Annotated in this window: 14 protein-coding genes, 1 pseudogene and 1 riboswitch; of the genes and pseudogenes, 10 read left to right on the plus strand and 5 right to left on the minus strand. The window is 45.1% G+C overall.

Annotation, left to right across the window (positions count from 1 at the left end; genetic code table 11):
• Positions 1-46: 46 nt before the first annotated feature.
• The 5 genes and pseudogenes from QYF49_RS19165 to fdhD form a co-directional block, all read left to right on the plus strand.
• Positions 47-136, plus strand: a pseudogene (locus tag QYF49_RS19165) (hypothetical protein); the annotation flags it as partial.
• A gap of 284 nt (positions 137-420) precedes the next feature.
• Positions 421-1,692 carry an L-lactate MFS transporter gene (locus QYF49_RS19170; RefSeq protein ID WP_290401372.1) on the plus strand — a complete coding sequence of 424 codons (1,272 nt, stop codon included), beginning with the start codon at positions 421-423 and terminating at the stop codon, positions 1,690-1,692.
• 44 nt (positions 1,693-1,736) lie between these two features.
• Positions 1,737-2,099, plus strand: coding sequence for a Na-translocating system protein MpsC family protein (locus QYF49_RS19175; RefSeq protein WP_290401205.1), 363 nt, complete (start codon positions 1,737-1,739; stop codon positions 2,097-2,099).
• 214 nt (positions 2,100-2,313) lie between these two features.
• The gene (locus tag QYF49_RS19180; RefSeq protein ID WP_290401206.1) at positions 2,314-4,671 is read left to right on the plus strand and encodes an FdhF/YdeP family oxidoreductase; all 2,358 of its coding nucleotides are present in this window, start codon (positions 2,314-2,316) and stop codon (positions 4,669-4,671) included.
• A gap of 11 nt (positions 4,672-4,682) precedes the next feature.
• Positions 4,683-5,471 (plus strand): formate dehydrogenase accessory sulfurtransferase FdhD, encoded by a 789-nt coding sequence (gene fdhD, locus QYF49_RS19185; protein WP_290401207.1) that lies wholly within the window; start codon positions 4,683-4,685, stop codon positions 5,469-5,471.
• Between the two features lie 120 nt (positions 5,472-5,591).
• On the opposite strand, the gene QYF49_RS19190 is transcribed toward fdhD, so the two are convergent.
• Together QYF49_RS19190 and QYF49_RS19195 are read right to left on the minus strand one after the other, a co-directional pair.
• Positions 5,592-6,242 carry a FusB/FusC family EF-G-binding protein gene (locus QYF49_RS19190; RefSeq protein WP_290401208.1) on the minus strand — a complete coding sequence of 217 codons (651 nt, stop codon included), beginning with the start codon at positions 6,240-6,242 and terminating at the stop codon, positions 5,592-5,594.
• 141 nt (positions 6,243-6,383) lie between these two features.
• A complete protein-coding gene (locus QYF49_RS19195) occupies positions 6,384-6,653 on the minus strand; it encodes a CD3324 family protein (RefSeq protein WP_290401373.1) in 270 nt (89 codons plus the stop codon).
• 416 nt (positions 6,654-7,069) lie between these two features.
• Between QYF49_RS19195 and QYF49_RS19200 the strand changes: the two genes are divergently transcribed.
• The 3 genes from QYF49_RS19200 to QYF49_RS19210 all read left to right on the plus strand — a co-directional run bounded on the left by QYF49_RS19200 (position 7,070) and on the right by QYF49_RS19210 (position 9,068).
• The gene (locus QYF49_RS19200) at positions 7,070-8,002 is read left to right on the plus strand and encodes an aldo/keto reductase (protein WP_290401209.1); all 933 of its coding nucleotides are present in this window, start codon (positions 7,070-7,072) and stop codon (positions 8,000-8,002) included.
• Between the two features lie 97 nt (positions 8,003-8,099).
• Positions 8,100-8,330, plus strand: coding sequence for an excisionase family DNA-binding protein (locus tag QYF49_RS19205; RefSeq protein WP_290401210.1), 231 nt, complete (start codon positions 8,100-8,102; stop codon positions 8,328-8,330).
• A 174-nt stretch (positions 8,331-8,504) separates the two neighbouring features.
• Positions 8,505-9,068, plus strand: coding sequence for a methyl-accepting chemotaxis protein (locus QYF49_RS19210; protein WP_290401374.1), 564 nt, complete (start codon positions 8,505-8,507; stop codon positions 9,066-9,068).
• On the opposite strand, the gene QYF49_RS19215 is transcribed toward QYF49_RS19210, so the two are convergent.
• The 3 genes from QYF49_RS19215 to cidR form a co-directional block, all read right to left on the minus strand.
• A complete protein-coding gene (locus QYF49_RS19215) occupies positions 9,065-9,439 on the minus strand; it encodes a hypothetical protein (protein ID WP_290401211.1) in 375 nt (124 codons plus the stop codon). The genes QYF49_RS19210 and QYF49_RS19215 overlap by 4 nt on opposite strands.
• Entirely contained in the window at positions 9,436-9,969 is a 534-nt protein-coding gene (locus QYF49_RS19220; RefSeq protein WP_290401212.1) for an acyl-CoA thioesterase, read from the minus strand. The genes QYF49_RS19215 and QYF49_RS19220 overlap by 4 nt, the downstream gene beginning before the upstream one ends.
• A 217-nt stretch (positions 9,970-10,186) precedes the next feature.
• Positions 10,187-11,071 (minus strand): cidABC operon transcriptional activator CidR, encoded by an 885-nt coding sequence (cidR, locus tag QYF49_RS19225; RefSeq protein WP_290401213.1) that lies wholly within the window; start codon positions 11,069-11,071, stop codon positions 10,187-10,189.
• A 125-nt stretch (positions 11,072-11,196) separates the two neighbouring features.
• Here cidR and QYF49_RS19230 point away from each other — a divergent pair, with 125 nt between their 5' ends.
• Together QYF49_RS19230 and QYF49_RS19235 are read left to right on the plus strand one after the other, a co-directional pair.
• A complete protein-coding gene (locus tag QYF49_RS19230; RefSeq protein ID WP_290401214.1) occupies positions 11,197-11,904 on the plus strand; it encodes a hypothetical protein in 708 nt (235 codons plus the stop codon).
• A gap of 156 nt (positions 11,905-12,060) precedes the next feature.
• Positions 12,061-12,169: riboswitch (SAM riboswitch) on the plus strand.
• A gap of 135 nt (positions 12,170-12,304) precedes the next feature.
• Positions 12,305-13,417: a sugar ABC transporter substrate-binding protein gene (locus QYF49_RS19235; protein WP_290401215.1), complete on the plus strand. Its 1,113-nt coding sequence runs from the start codon at positions 12,305-12,307 to the stop codon at positions 13,415-13,417.
• Positions 13,418-13,455: the final 38 nt, after the last annotated feature.

Below are 13,455 nucleotides of genomic sequence, written 5' to 3' on the forward strand. Positions count from 1 at the left end.
GCATTTTAATTTGTCGTCTCCTTCTTATTTCTCTAGCGTTTTAAAGTTTGATGAAGCCCCTTCCGGATATAAGGACTTTGACAAAGGGGCAGCAAAAAAGTTTGTTATTGAACCTCATGGCGTGATGAAAAACTGACTTAATTTTTAAAAGGACACTTGACTGCCCCATTTAATTCCATTACTATTAAGATTGAAAAATTTGAATATTTCGTGAACATGTGGTTAGGGAATCATTTGGCAAGGAGCAGTGAACCTGTCGCCTGTTAAAAGGATTCTTCTGTAAGCGCTTCAAAAAACCGGATTGGTATACCACAGCGAACCTGTGATTTGCTGCCGTCGCAATCTTTTACTTATAGTTCTATAAAACTATAAGACAAGTTTGTGGCGGCTTTTTATTACATAAAAGAGGAGAGGGTTATGATGAGCAAGGTCAAAAATCGATGGCTGATTGCGCTGTCGGGCGTGGGAATTCATATTTCCATCGGCTCCGTTTATGCGTGGAGCAATTTTACCACGCCTTTATCAGAAAAGTTTAAGTGGACAGCCAGTGAGGTGCAGCTGACGTTCAGTCTGGCCATTCTTTTTCTGGGGCTGTCTGCAGCATTTTTGGGGCATTTCGTAGAGAAGTACGGCCCTCGTAAATCCGGATTGCTGGCTGCCGCCTTTTTTGGGACCGGTGTGGCTGGTTCGGGACTGGCCGTTCAGTTAGAGTCATTGCCATTATTGTATGTTTTTTATGGGGTACTTGGAGGAATCGGTCTTGGCGTAGGTTACATCGCTCCGGTATCGACACTAGTAAAGTGGTTTCCTGATCGAAGAGGGCTTGCGACCGGACTTGCCATCATGGGGTTTGGATTCGCTGCGGCCATCAGCTCGCCGATCATGGACAGTCTCATTAAATCAGTCGGGATTGCCAACACGTTTTATATCCTTGGAATCTCATATTTTGTGGTCATGGTTCTTTCCTCTTTATACCTGGAAAAACCAAAAGAGGGCTGGGTGCCTGCAGGCTATCGCAAGAAGGTGGACAGCGGAAAGGCAGCTGTCACTGAGGATTTGTCGCAGCTGACAGCCAATGAGGCGGTTAAGACAAAACGATTCTATTATTTATGGCTCATGCTGTTCATTAACGTGACCTGTGGGATCGCTATTCTATCAGCAGCTAAACCGCTCGCTGAGGAAAGCATAGGAATGACTACCACCGAAGCGGCAGCGCTGGTGGGTGTTTTAGGCTTATTTAATGGATTTGGAAGGATCGGCTGGGCGTCCGTATCCGACTATATCGGCAGGACCAATACGTACACAACGTTTTTCGCCGTGCAGATCGTCCTGTTCTTTTTACTTCCGAACGTTACGACCACGATCATTTTTGAAATCATGCTCGCTATCGTATATACCTGTTATGGAGGAGGATTTGCGTCCATTCCGGCATATATCGGTGATTTATTTGGAACCAGACAGCTCGGTGCCATCCATGGTTACATTTTAACGGCATGGGCAGCCGCAGGATTGGCAGGTCCGCTGTTTGCCGCCTGGGTGAAGGATACTACAGGAAGCTACGCAGAAAGTCTTACCTTCTTCGCTGCCCTGTTTATCGTGGCGCTGATCGTTTCATTCCTTGCACGGTTGGATATCCGCAGGATTAAAAGGGAGAAAGAATCGGACGAACAGTTGCACGTTCTCCATTTGTGATTTATAATTTTATAAGCAAAAAGCACAAAAAAAGGTTGTCGTTTATGAACAATTATGAAGCGGAATTCAGTAATCTGGTAAGAGCTTTTCGTAAGCGCCATATGGGGAAAGGCCCCCGGCAGATCAAAACGACCTTTTGCAAAAATTGGGCCATTTGTGAAATGGAAGGCAATCTTTCACCGGTCGAGAAGTTTATTTCAGGCTCTAATGAAGGCAGGCAGATGCTTCGTTCGGCTCGAACCGAGATGGTAAAGGACATGTACAAAAAGAACCATCCAGTTGAAATGGAAGAATTGCTGGGCGCTTCGTTTCTGGAGCTTTTTGTAGATATTGATATCGAAAAAGACTTCGGGATGTCAATCTTCGTTTTTAACGAAAATATTCAAGACAAATTTATTAAAAAGTAAGGACCATCTGTGTTGGCACTTGGCAGCGTTCCTGTTAAAGACTACCACCGCGGTTCCCGGTTTCGCGTAATCGGGTCCCCGGTGGTTTTTGTTTTTTAAGGGCTGGTTCTGAAATTCTATGTTCCAGCACCCCATATACTTTGAAGAGGAATTAGATAATCGACAATCGAAATCATTCGACAGCCTGTAAAAAAGTTAAAAAGGAGTGTGCCGTATGGGAAAAACGAAACATCAAGGACCGATAAAACTTCCAAAAACACCTGCTCCCAAGCATTGGGTCAGCCCGGTTCCGTTTGGCCTTGGAAAGATAAAGCCCGGCCATATTCGTGATACGATGAAAGCCGCATGGGAAAACCGAGATAATCTTTCTTACGCGGGCAAGATCCTGACGCAGGGCGTCTGTGACGGGTGTGCGCTTGGGGTGTCCGGACTTTACGACCAAACCCTCGCTGGGCCGCACGTTTGTACGACACGATTAAATGTCCTTCGATTGAACACCATGCCGGCGATGAAAGAAGAGATCGTTCATGCTGACATTGACGAACTTCGTAAATACTCAAGCGCCGAGCTGAGAAAGCTTGGACGTGTTCCTTATCCTCTCATCCGCCGCAAAGGAGAGCGAAAGTTTTCACGAATTTCATGGGATGACGCCATGAACACCATCGCGGGTAAGATGAAGAAGCTTGATCCAAAACAGATCTCGTTCTTCCTTACATCAAGGGGGATTACGAACGAATCGTATTATGTGGCGGCCAAAGTGGCGCGGTATCTGGGAGTGAACAATATTGATAACGCTTCCCGCATCTGCCACTCGCCGTCAAAAACCGCTTTGAAACGATCGGTTGGAGTGGGTGCTTCTACCTGTAACTACCAGGACTGGATCGGATCGGACGTTATTGTCTTTTGGGGTTCAGTCGCCGCGAACAACCAGCCGGTCTCCACAAAATATATGTATGCAGCTAAGCGTAACGGCACGAAGATCATCTGCATTAATCCGTACCGTGAACCATCGATGGAGAAGTACTGGATTCCGTCCATTGGAGAATCTGCCCTTTTCGGAACGAAGCTCGCGGATGATTTTTATCAAGTCAATATTGGCGGAGATATCGCGTTCATGCACGGCATCATGAAGCATTGGTTTGAGATGGAGAAGAGAGAGCGCGGCTCAGCGATCGACCACAATTTTGTGAATCAGCATGTGAACGGCTATGAGGAATTAAAGAGGAAGGTTCAGAAACAGAGCTGGGAAGCGATTGAACAGTCATCAGGCGTCAGCAAGGAGCGCATCTATGAACTTGCAGAGCTTCTTGCCAGAAGCAAGTCCGGTGTTTTCGTCTGGTCCCTTGGATTAACGATGCATACCTTTGCTTCTGATAACATCTCACAGGTTGCCAATCTGGCGCTGCTGAGGGGCTTTTTGGGACGGAAGCATTGCGGGCTTATGCCGATACGGGGGCATTCCAGTGTTCAGGGCTCCGGGGAGATGGGTGCCGATCCTTTTGTACTGCCGGGAGGTGATTTTGAACCGAAAAATATAGAGCGAATTGAAAAGCTGTGGGGATTTGAGATTCCAAAGTGGCAGGGAGATGTACTGGGCGTTTCACTTGAAAATATCATGCTGCCAGAGGGACATGAACGGAAAATCAAAATGTATTATCTGTCCGGCGGCAATTTTCTTGAAACGATGCCGGATCCGGTCTTTGTGGAGAAGGCACTCTCTTCCCTTGAGCTGCGTGTCCATCAGGATATCATCTTTAACACATCTACATTGGTGGATGCAAAAGAGACAGTCATCGTTCTTCCTGCAAAAACACGCTACGAGCAGGAGGACGGAGGGACCTCGACTTCCACCGAACGCATGGTGTATTTTTCCCCTGAAATTAAAGGGAACAGCCAGAAGGTAGAGGAAGCGAGAACCGAATGGAAAATTTACATCGATCTTGCTAAGCGTGTAAAACCAAAGAACGCCCATCTGGTTGGATTTAAGAGCGGCCATGAGATTCGCCGGGAGATTGCAAAAGCCAATCCGAACTACGAGGGGATCCAGCATTTAAAAGACCGAGGCGATGTATTCCAATGGGGAGGCGCATGGCTCTGTGAAGATGGGATCTGCCCGACTCCGGACGGCAAAGGCAACTTAATTCCAGTCGATATTCCTGATTTGAAAAAGGGCAAAGGAACGTATTATGTAACTACGCGGAGAGGAAAGCAGTTTAACTCCATGGTCTATAACGAATCCGATCCGTTCAATGGTGCAGAGAGATACGATGTGCTGATGAATGAAAAGGATGCGAAGGAACTGTCCATCGAAGATCGAGAGAACATCGTCGTTTATAATCAGCACGGCGTTTTCCAGGGGCGTGCCAAGTTCATCGACATCGCCAAAGGAAACATTGAGCTTCATTTTCCTGAAGGCAACTTCCTGCTGCCTAAAGGTGTGTATGAAAAATTCGCCAAGATCCCAAGCTATAATGTTGCGGTCAAAGTGGAAAAAGCAGAGAGATTTAACGCCCGAAAGGATATGAATTACCTGGAGAAGCCGATTCCTGATCTGGAAACGGAGATCAGCTAAAAGGAGCAGCCATGAAAGATAACGTCATGAAAAGCATCAACATTGTAAAATATGATGGGGATTCATTCCGTCACGTACAGGATCAAGTAGCGAATGAATACGCCCTGACCATCTATGTGAATGATAATGAGTTCGCCACCATGGTCTGCACGCCGACCTATATGGAGGATCTCGTCACCGGTTTTTTGGCGTCAGAGGGTGTCATCCGTCTGCCGCGAGAAATCGAGTCGCTGTCCATCGATGAAGACAGAGGGTTTGCGTATGTACAGCTGGTGGATAAGAAGCCGGTGGCAAATCAGCTTCAATCCAAGCGGTTCATCGGATCCTGCTGCGGAAAGAGCCGGCAGTTCTACTTTCAAAGTGATGTGAAGAATGCCAAAACCATCCTATCGAAATCAACCATTGGGGCGGAGGAGTGCATCAAGCTGATGGAAGCGATGCAGGACTGCTCGGATGATTTTCATTCTACCGGGGGCCTGCATAATGCTGCTCTTTGTACGAGTGACGAGCTGCTTCTCTCCCGTTCGGATATTGGCCGCCACAATGCGCTGGATAAAATTTACGGACATTGCCTCAGAAACAAAATTGCGCTTGGCGATAAAGTGATTGCGTTCAGCGGAAGGATCTCATCGGAAGTGCTGCTGAAGGTATCCAAGATTGGAGCGGGCATCATCCTTTCGAAGTCAGCCCCAACCACACTGGCTCTGGAACTCGCACATGATCTTGGAATTACAGCTGTCGGATTCATCCGCGGCAGCCGGTTGAATGTGTATACGCATCCTGAGAGGATTATTTTGTAATGAAGAAAGCCGATTCTTCAATGGAATCGGCTTTCTGCTATGTGTGGATTGAATAAAAAAACCGGACTAATCCCATCCCTAATTAAATGGATAAATGATGACAGACACCGTGTGAGGTATTCATATACCCAGTGAGTCTTTTAAAAAAGTTGTCAAGTATTCGACACTGGTTATTTTTTTATTGCATTCGCTGCTATCAGCGCAAATAAGATTGCCGATGGCCTTGTAGTAATCCGGGTTTTTAGACTGTTTCGCTTTTGTTACAGTGGAAAAATAGTCGACCTGGCCATAACCATTACAGAAGGAACAAATATTACTTTTATTAGTTGGTGTAAATTTACATTCAATGCCTGCCATTCTTCCATCCAGCTCATATACAATAAATTTTTTATTGGATCTTAGATCGTTCCAGCTTAAATAGGTCAGCTGGCTGTGGTCTATTTTTGATAAATCAGGCAGCTTTAATTTTTTATTCTTCGGAAACATTATTTTAAGCTGCTGTTCGGTGATTTTTGGAAAGGGCAGCAAAAAGGCTGAAAGACGCTGGATATATTGCTCATACTCGGCATCTGTTTTCAATCTCGAAAGATCGAGGATTTCTTGCTGGTCCAATGATGCATTTGGAATGTGGCCCAAAATTTTGGCAGTGGCTGAGTCGACCACAGCCGCCAAAACAGTTGGAGGTAAATTCTTTTTGGTGCTGTCCTTGATCAAGGAAATCTGTTGTTTTATAAAATTTAACTGTTCATTTTTAATGAATCTTTCGGTCATCACATATCTCTCCAATCATTTGCTGACGTCTCTTTCCATTTATTCTAAAAAATTCAGCAGGCTTTTAAAATGGAGAAAATGACTTGGAAATGTTTTTTACATAAAAAAGCACTGATGGAGGATTTTCACCAGTGCGGTTCTCTACTTTTTTTGTGAATAAACGATTTTCTTAATGGTTTCGGTCGAGAGGTAATATTTCTTAGCGAGTTGCTGGATACTGCTGCCACTAATAAAAGAATGTTTAATGGCGGCATTCCGATGATCAAGCAGCCGTCTCCCGCCACTTAAAGTTCCCCATTTCCGATACTCCGTTTCCTGCTTAGGAATGTAAAGGGTCTCCCCTTGAACATACTTTTGGATTTCCACAATCAGATTTTCAGGTAAAACTTTGTTTGCATTAATATATTTCAATTTTGCCAGCCCCTTATTTTGATTTTGAGAAAATAAGGTGCAAAGCCAAAATATTAGAAAAGCCTGTTCAGCGATAGAACTAAATGTTTCGCCCCATGCAAAGTATCGCCTTTCCAATAATAGGCTTTGCATGAGTGGTAGAAGTTCCAGAAAATCTTATGCGATTTTCCATCAGTAAGCACCTCCTTTACCTTATTATAACGAAATTTTCGATTTGGTCGAAACGAATTAGCTTTTTTTATATGCACACCTGTCCATAAAAGAACAGATCTTTCCGTATTGTTTTCAGTTCCTTCCTTCAAAAAACCAGATTTATGATGAAATTGTCGAATGCCGATGCTCCGAGCCGAATTTTTTCATTTGGACAAGCGTTTTGCTAACATAGAGTCATCAATAAACAAGGAGTTGAGCACGACATGGCAAATCAAACGAGACTAGGAAGGACAGATCTGTTAGTTAACCCGATTGGACTTGGCACTAACGCGGTAGGAGGACATAATCTGTACCCCAATCTGGATGAGGAAGCAGGTAAAGAATTGGTGCGCCGGGCATTAGACATCGGGATTAACTTTTTGGATACCGCTTTTATTTATGGCCCTGAGCGCTCAGAAGAATTGATCGGCCAGGTATTAAAAGAAACAGGCAGCCGTAATAAAGCAGTCGTTGCTACAAAAGGAGCTCACAAATTCGTTGGCAAAGAGATCGTGTTCGATAACTCGCCTGCTTTCTTGAAAGAAGCGGTGGATGGAAGCTTAAAGCGTCTGCAGACTGACTATATTGATCTGTTTTATATTCACTTTCCTGACGAGGACACACCAAAGGACGAAGCGGTCGGCGCCCTCAAGGAACTGAAGGATCAGGGGAAAATCAAGGCGATCGGAGTCTCTAATTTTTCCATCGAACAATTAAAGCAAGCTAATGCTGATGGCTATGTCGACGTATTCCAGGGAGAGTACAATCTATTGCAGCGTGACGCTGAAAAAGAACTGCTTCCTTATACTGAAGATAAAGGGATTTCTTTTGTTCCTTATTTCCCTCTGGCGTCCGGATTGTTGGCCGGACAGTATGACAAGGATACGAAGTTTGAAGACCTTCGTGCCAAGATGCCTCACTTCCAGGGCGAGGACTTTGTCCGCAACCTGGAGAAGGTCGACCAGATCCGTAAGATTGCGGATGCTAAAAATGCAGAAGTCGCACATGTTGTTTTGGCATGGTACTTGACCCAGCCTTCCATTGATACGATCATTCCGGGAGCAAAGCGTGCGGATCAAGTAAGCAATAACCTGAAAACATTGGATGTTCAATTGACGGATGAGGAGATCAGGGAGATCGGGAGAATTTTCTCTTAAGAACAACGCTTGAAGAAAAAAAGGAATGGGTGGATAATAGGTTTGATATGATGCTGTAAGGTTTTTGAATATGGCAGCACGGAAAAGGTGAACCCCCATGTATCTCTCCTTGAAAGAAACGGCAGAGTTTCTTGATCTGCCGGAAACGTATATTGAAAGTTTAATTCAGCAAAAAAAGATTCGTGCTTTTCATGATGGGAACGAGTATCTCATCAATAAAGAGCAGTTCAATACCCACCTTGAGCAGATGGAGAAGTACAAGAAGCTGGTGGAAGAGTATATGAACGAGCCCATTCCTGAAGATTGGGATGCAAAAGATGAGGACTGATGAAAACCCTGAATGCAATCTGAGGATGCGCTCAGGGTTTTTTCATGAGGAATCAGTGCAGGAACGTAAACGATGAGTTTGATGCACTATAAATGAACGCGATCTCCACGAACGTAAGAGATTTGTACAACACCGTAAAAGGGCTCGGAGCCCGCTCTGGGTGAGATCGGTCACATTGTTGAAGTGATTGAAGGAATTTCGGAACAGACGAACCCTTTGGCGCTCAATGCGGTCATTGAAGCGGCAAGAGGAGGGGAGCACGGAAAAGGTTTCGCAGTCGTGGCAAGCGAAGTACGGAAGCTTGCCCAACAATCCGGAGAAGCCACTCGGCAGATCAGTGACATTATTTTTCACATACAAAATGAGACGGTGCAAGTGGTCCAGAAGATGGAACTTGTGAACGCAGAGGTAAGAGAAGGGATCGGTGTAATGAATGAGGCAGGTGCATCCTTTAAACAGATCCAGCATTCCATTCAATCAGTGACAGAGCATATCAGACGGGTTTCTGACGCCATGCATGGCGTCTCTGCAGGAATCGAACAGAGGTTTCGTCCATGGATTCCATCTCGGGGATTACCGCCGAAACAGCCAGGTCTTCACAGTAAGTTCTGGCTTCAACACAGGAACAGTTGGCTTCCATCGAAGAAATGTCAGCCCAAACCGCTTCACTGGCAAAGCTGGCACATACGTTTAAAATGTAAAAAAAAGCAGAGAGTTTCTGCTTTTTTTTATGTTTAGTTAATGATCGCGGAAGTTCCTACTAATGATTCAGGTGTTCTTCCAATGGACAGCAGGCTAAGTTTAGCATAGCCTGCATTGTGGCATCGTGCGATGGTTTCACGCAGAGCCCCAATGTTTGTATCTGCCAAAAGTTTTTCAACTTCATTTTTATAGAGCTGGATGACAGATTCATGGACGAACTCTGGAGAGTAGCGTCTGCAATCTTCATTCATGATAAGAGACCCCATGTATTGATATTTGAACTGAAGGGCTCGAGTGAGATTGATGATGTGTACCCATTTTTCGTAGAGGGAAGGAAACGTACGCTCAAGGTTTTCTAATGCTGCCTTCGCTTCTTTCAATTCGCTGTGGCTGCTTAGGGTGATCATACTAATGCGCCTTCCTTCTCCCAAGGTTTACGGAGTGAAATGACCTCAGCGAGTTCTTTGCTTCGCGCTCTGCGGATCTTACGCATTTCTGCGCGGTCGCTTGCTGTATTGAAAAGGAATTTTTCCTCTTCGGTTTCAGGAATCACAGCCGGTACTTCAACCGGACGTTTGTCATCACCTAATGCAACAAATGTTAAAAAGGCTGTAGCTGCAATTCTTCTTTCACCTGTAATGATATCTTCGGCAATGACTTTACAGAAAATCTCCATCGAGCTTTTTCCGGTATAAGAGACGAAGGACTCAATACAAACGGAGTCGGTCTGGTGAATGGGGTGCAAGAAATCGATGGAATCGGTTGATGCTGTCACACATGTTTTCACACGGGCATGCCGGCGTGCCGATAAGGACGCAGCAGCGTCGAGTTTTTTCATCAGTACTCCGCCAAATAAAGTATTGTAGTTATTCAAGTCGCAGGATAAAACCTGATCTGTATTTATAATACGGCTTTCGCTTGTTTTTTTAGCTTCCAAAACAATCTTCCTTTCTTCATGTACATCTTGCTGTCACCGGGGATACTTTTATGAGTTTCCCTCTTACAGGTACCAAGTGTACTCCTCCAGGAAAAGGAAGTACAATTGTAATTTTTTATCCTTTACATAGACACAATCTATGTAAATGCTTTCACCTAAAAAGTATGAACATTGAATAGGAAAAAGGCGGCTCCCTAAGGGGAACCGCCTTTCTTTTTTAACCCTCTGCTAATTGTTCCTTTGCATAGTTGAGCCACTCTTTTGCAGCAAAGGATAAGTATTGATCTTTATTCCAGATCAAGGCAAGGTGCCAGCTGATGGAAGGGTTGATGACTTTAATCGCACGCACTTCCTCAGACAGATGCCGGCAGATGCTCTCAGGAAGAAGAGATACACCCAATTTACAGATGACCATTTCCTCGATAAACGACCACTGCGAGCTTTCGGATGTTATATGAGGACTGAACCCCGCCTGATTGCAGGAAGAGATGATGCGGTCATGAAGCACAAAATCCTTGTTGAACAAGATAAATGATTCGTTGCTGAGCTCCACAAGATTGATTTCCTCCTGGTCCGCCAGCGGGTGATCCGGGTGGATAATCAGCCGCAAATCCTCTTCCATAAATGCAAAATACTCAAACATGTCATTGTTTGTGGGCAATACGATCACCCCTATATCCAGCTGAAGGCTGGCGACTTCTTCCTCAATTTTCTTCGATCCATCCTCCACGAGTTCAAACGTGATGTGAGGGTATTTACCGTGAAAACTGCCGATCAATTTTGGAAAGAGACGAGGATCAAAGATGGGAGGAAGACCGATCCTGATATGCCCCTTTTTTAAGCCGACAAGGTTATCCAGCTCCATTTCCAGATTGTTGAACGCTTTATCGACGAGCTTCGCCTGCTCAAAAATGGTCCGTCCGGCATCCGTCAAGGTCAGTCCTTTTCGCGATCTGTCAAAGAGAACGACGCCAAGCTCGTCCTCCAGATTTTTGATCATTTTGCTGATGGTCGGCTGGGTTATGAAAAGTGCATCAGCTGCCCGGGTGAAGCTGTTATATTTGGCTACTTCAATAAAATACTGTAATTGTTTAATATCCACATTGCACCTGCTTGCCGCTTGAACGGCGTTATTTTTATGTAGTTTATCACGATTGCTGGATAAAAACCAAAACAAGACAATTGTGCATATACTGTTTTATTGAAATCGAAAGGCGGGGACTACGAATGTACAGACAGCGGCAGGAAGTTGATATAAAAAGGGGAAATGTAATCGGCGACGGTGCGATTGATACGGTTTATCTCATGGCTGAAAAAACACCGCACAGTCCGTACTGGGTGAACATTGAAGCCGTCGTTCAGGACGGAAGAACGAACAGGTACACAAGGATTCCGCTCAAAGAAAATTCAGGATACAATCCTACCCTCTTTCTTGGCGATTTTACAGGGGATAAGGTAGAAGACATCATGGTGGTCATGGATACGGGAGGCAGCGGCGGGATGATCAACGCCTATATCTTCGCCTTCAGAAACGGACAATTCCGACCGCTATTTGACTCCGAGGTTTTCAATAACAGATACAAGTACAGTGTCTTTTACCTGAACCAATATAAAGCCCAGGTCAACAGCATTAATGTGCGCCAAACATTCATCATCGATCTAAGTACAAAAAACAAGGAATATCTATCGGAGATCTATAATGCGGATGGAACGTTAAAAGCACCGATCCAGGGCTTTGTTTCTCCAATAGCCGGCCTTTACCCTGTTGATTTTGACCGAAATGGAGTCTATGAGCTGCTCGCTTACCAAAACATCGCCGGCCGATATAACGCCGACCGCCTCGGCTATGTGCAGACGACCCTGAAGTGGAACGGCCGGGAGTTTGGTACGGAGGTGCAGAATGTGGCGATTTTTGGCGGGGATCAAATGGGCTAAGTGGCAAACCTCTCTTGCCGGAGAGGTTTTTTACAGTTAAGAAGATACACAAAGAACAATCCTGCTGCTTCCTCGGAATTATATAAAAAATTATTGACTTTCCCCCTTCTGCCGATTAAAGTAATAACTATATTTTCAAAAAATTAAATATTCATTCTCTTATCAAGAGTGGCAGAGGGACTGGCCCTATGACGCCCAGCAACCGTTCCATAATGGAATTGGTGCTAATTCCAGCAAAACAGCAGGCTGTTTTGAGAGATAAGAGAGGACGGAATCGGTATACATAAAAAACGATGAAACCTCTCTTTTCCGGAGAGGTTTTTTTTCGTAGACATGGGCTTGTTGCCTGTACAAAATCACCTTGAAGAGAGTAGGATACAAAAAATGGGGAGTTGGGGAAATGAAAAAATTCATTAAATGCGCGGCTGTCTCAGTGGTCGCTTTATCACTTTTATTAACAGGGTGTTCATCCGGCAGCGATACGATTAACGCCCGAAAACATGAGAAGGTGTCGTTTGATAACGTGCCGAAGCGGTTTGCTAAAGGACAGGGAGCACGGATCAAGGTCATCCGCAAAATCGGTGGTGATGATCATACGGCACAGTTTTTAGCCGGCGCTAAAGCGGAAGGAGAGGCACTTGGTTTTACGGTTGATACCTATACAGCAAACGGTGATACCGCCAAGTTTCACGATGCGATCGCCCAGGCGGCCGAGGAGAATTACGATGGTTTCATCATCTCTCACGGTGACGATGCAGCTACCATTAACGACATTAAGAAGCTGCGGGAAAAAGGAAAGAGCGTCGTGACATTCGATTCCAATCCAGACCTCGCAAAAGTAGATGGTGTCACTCTGACTTCTCAAGATGATGAGGCTCTTGCCAAGCTCGCCCTTGATCAGCTCGTGAAAGAAAATAAAGGGAAAGCCAACATCGTGTACCTCTGGGTCGACGGGTTCCCGCCGATGGTGCGACGCAATGCCGTTTATAAAGAGACATTAAAGAACAACCCGGGAATCAAAGAAATCGAACGCTTTGGAGTCGCTTCAGCGGATACATCAGTCCAGACGCAAAATGCGGTAACAGCGATGCTGAACAAACATAAAAAAGGCGAAATCGACGCGGTATTTGCCACCTGGGACGCCTTTGCGATCGGGGCCGCACGTGCGATTAAAGAAGCTGGACGCAACGAGATTAAAATCTATGGAATCGATGTCTCCAACGCAGACCTTCAAGAGATCCAGAAGAAGGACAGCCCTTGGAAATACACAGCAGCTGTTGATCCTAAGCTTATTGGAGCAGTGGATATGAGAATTCTTGCCAAAAAGCTTGCTGGAGAAAAAACCCCACCAACGTATGATCTGAAGGCTTCTTTGGTTTCACAAAAGGATCTTCAAAAGTCAAACGAAGGCGTGAACATGGTAAACCTGTCCAAGGAAATTAAAGGCTGGGGAAAATCCGAAGCGTTTGAAGAAGATTGGATGAAGACGCTGAAGGATCACTACCAAAAGTAACTTTAAGTAAATCAAGTATTAAATGATAACGCGCGCTC

Source organism: Fictibacillus terranigra, from assembly GCF_030412265.1.
In the GTDB taxonomy this organism is placed as follows: Bacteria; Bacillota; Bacilli; order Bacillales; family Fictibacillaceae; genus Fictibacillus_C; species Fictibacillus_C terrinigri.

Coding starts and splice junctions, on each gene's coding strand:
- QYF49_RS19170 (WP_290401372.1), top strand. CDS start 421: ATGAGCAAGGTCAAAAATCGATGGCTGATTGCGCTGTCGGGCGTGGGA.
- QYF49_RS19175 (WP_290401205.1), top strand. CDS start 1,737: ATGAACAATTATGAAGCGGAATTCAGTAATCTGGTAAGAGCTTTTCGT.
- QYF49_RS19180 (WP_290401206.1), top strand. CDS start 2,314: ATGGGAAAAACGAAACATCAAGGACCGATAAAACTTCCAAAAACACCT.
- fdhD (WP_290401207.1), top strand. CDS start 4,683: ATGAAAGATAACGTCATGAAAAGCATCAACATTGTAAAATATGATGGG.
- QYF49_RS19190 (WP_290401208.1), bottom strand. CDS start 6,242: ATGACCGAAAGATTCATTAAAAATGAACAGTTAAATTTTATAAAACAA.
- QYF49_RS19200 (WP_290401209.1), top strand. CDS start 7,070: ATGGCAAATCAAACGAGACTAGGAAGGACAGATCTGTTAGTTAACCCG.
- QYF49_RS19205 (WP_290401210.1), top strand. CDS start 8,100: ATGTATCTCTCCTTGAAAGAAACGGCAGAGTTTCTTGATCTGCCGGAA.
- QYF49_RS19215 (WP_290401211.1), bottom strand. CDS start 9,439: ATGATCACCCTAAGCAGCCACAGCGAATTGAAAGAAGCGAAGGCAGCA.
- QYF49_RS19230 (WP_290401214.1), top strand. CDS start 11,197: ATGTACAGACAGCGGCAGGAAGTTGATATAAAAAGGGGAAATGTAATC.
- QYF49_RS19235 (WP_290401215.1), top strand. CDS start 12,305: ATGAAAAAATTCATTAAATGCGCGGCTGTCTCAGTGGTCGCTTTATCA.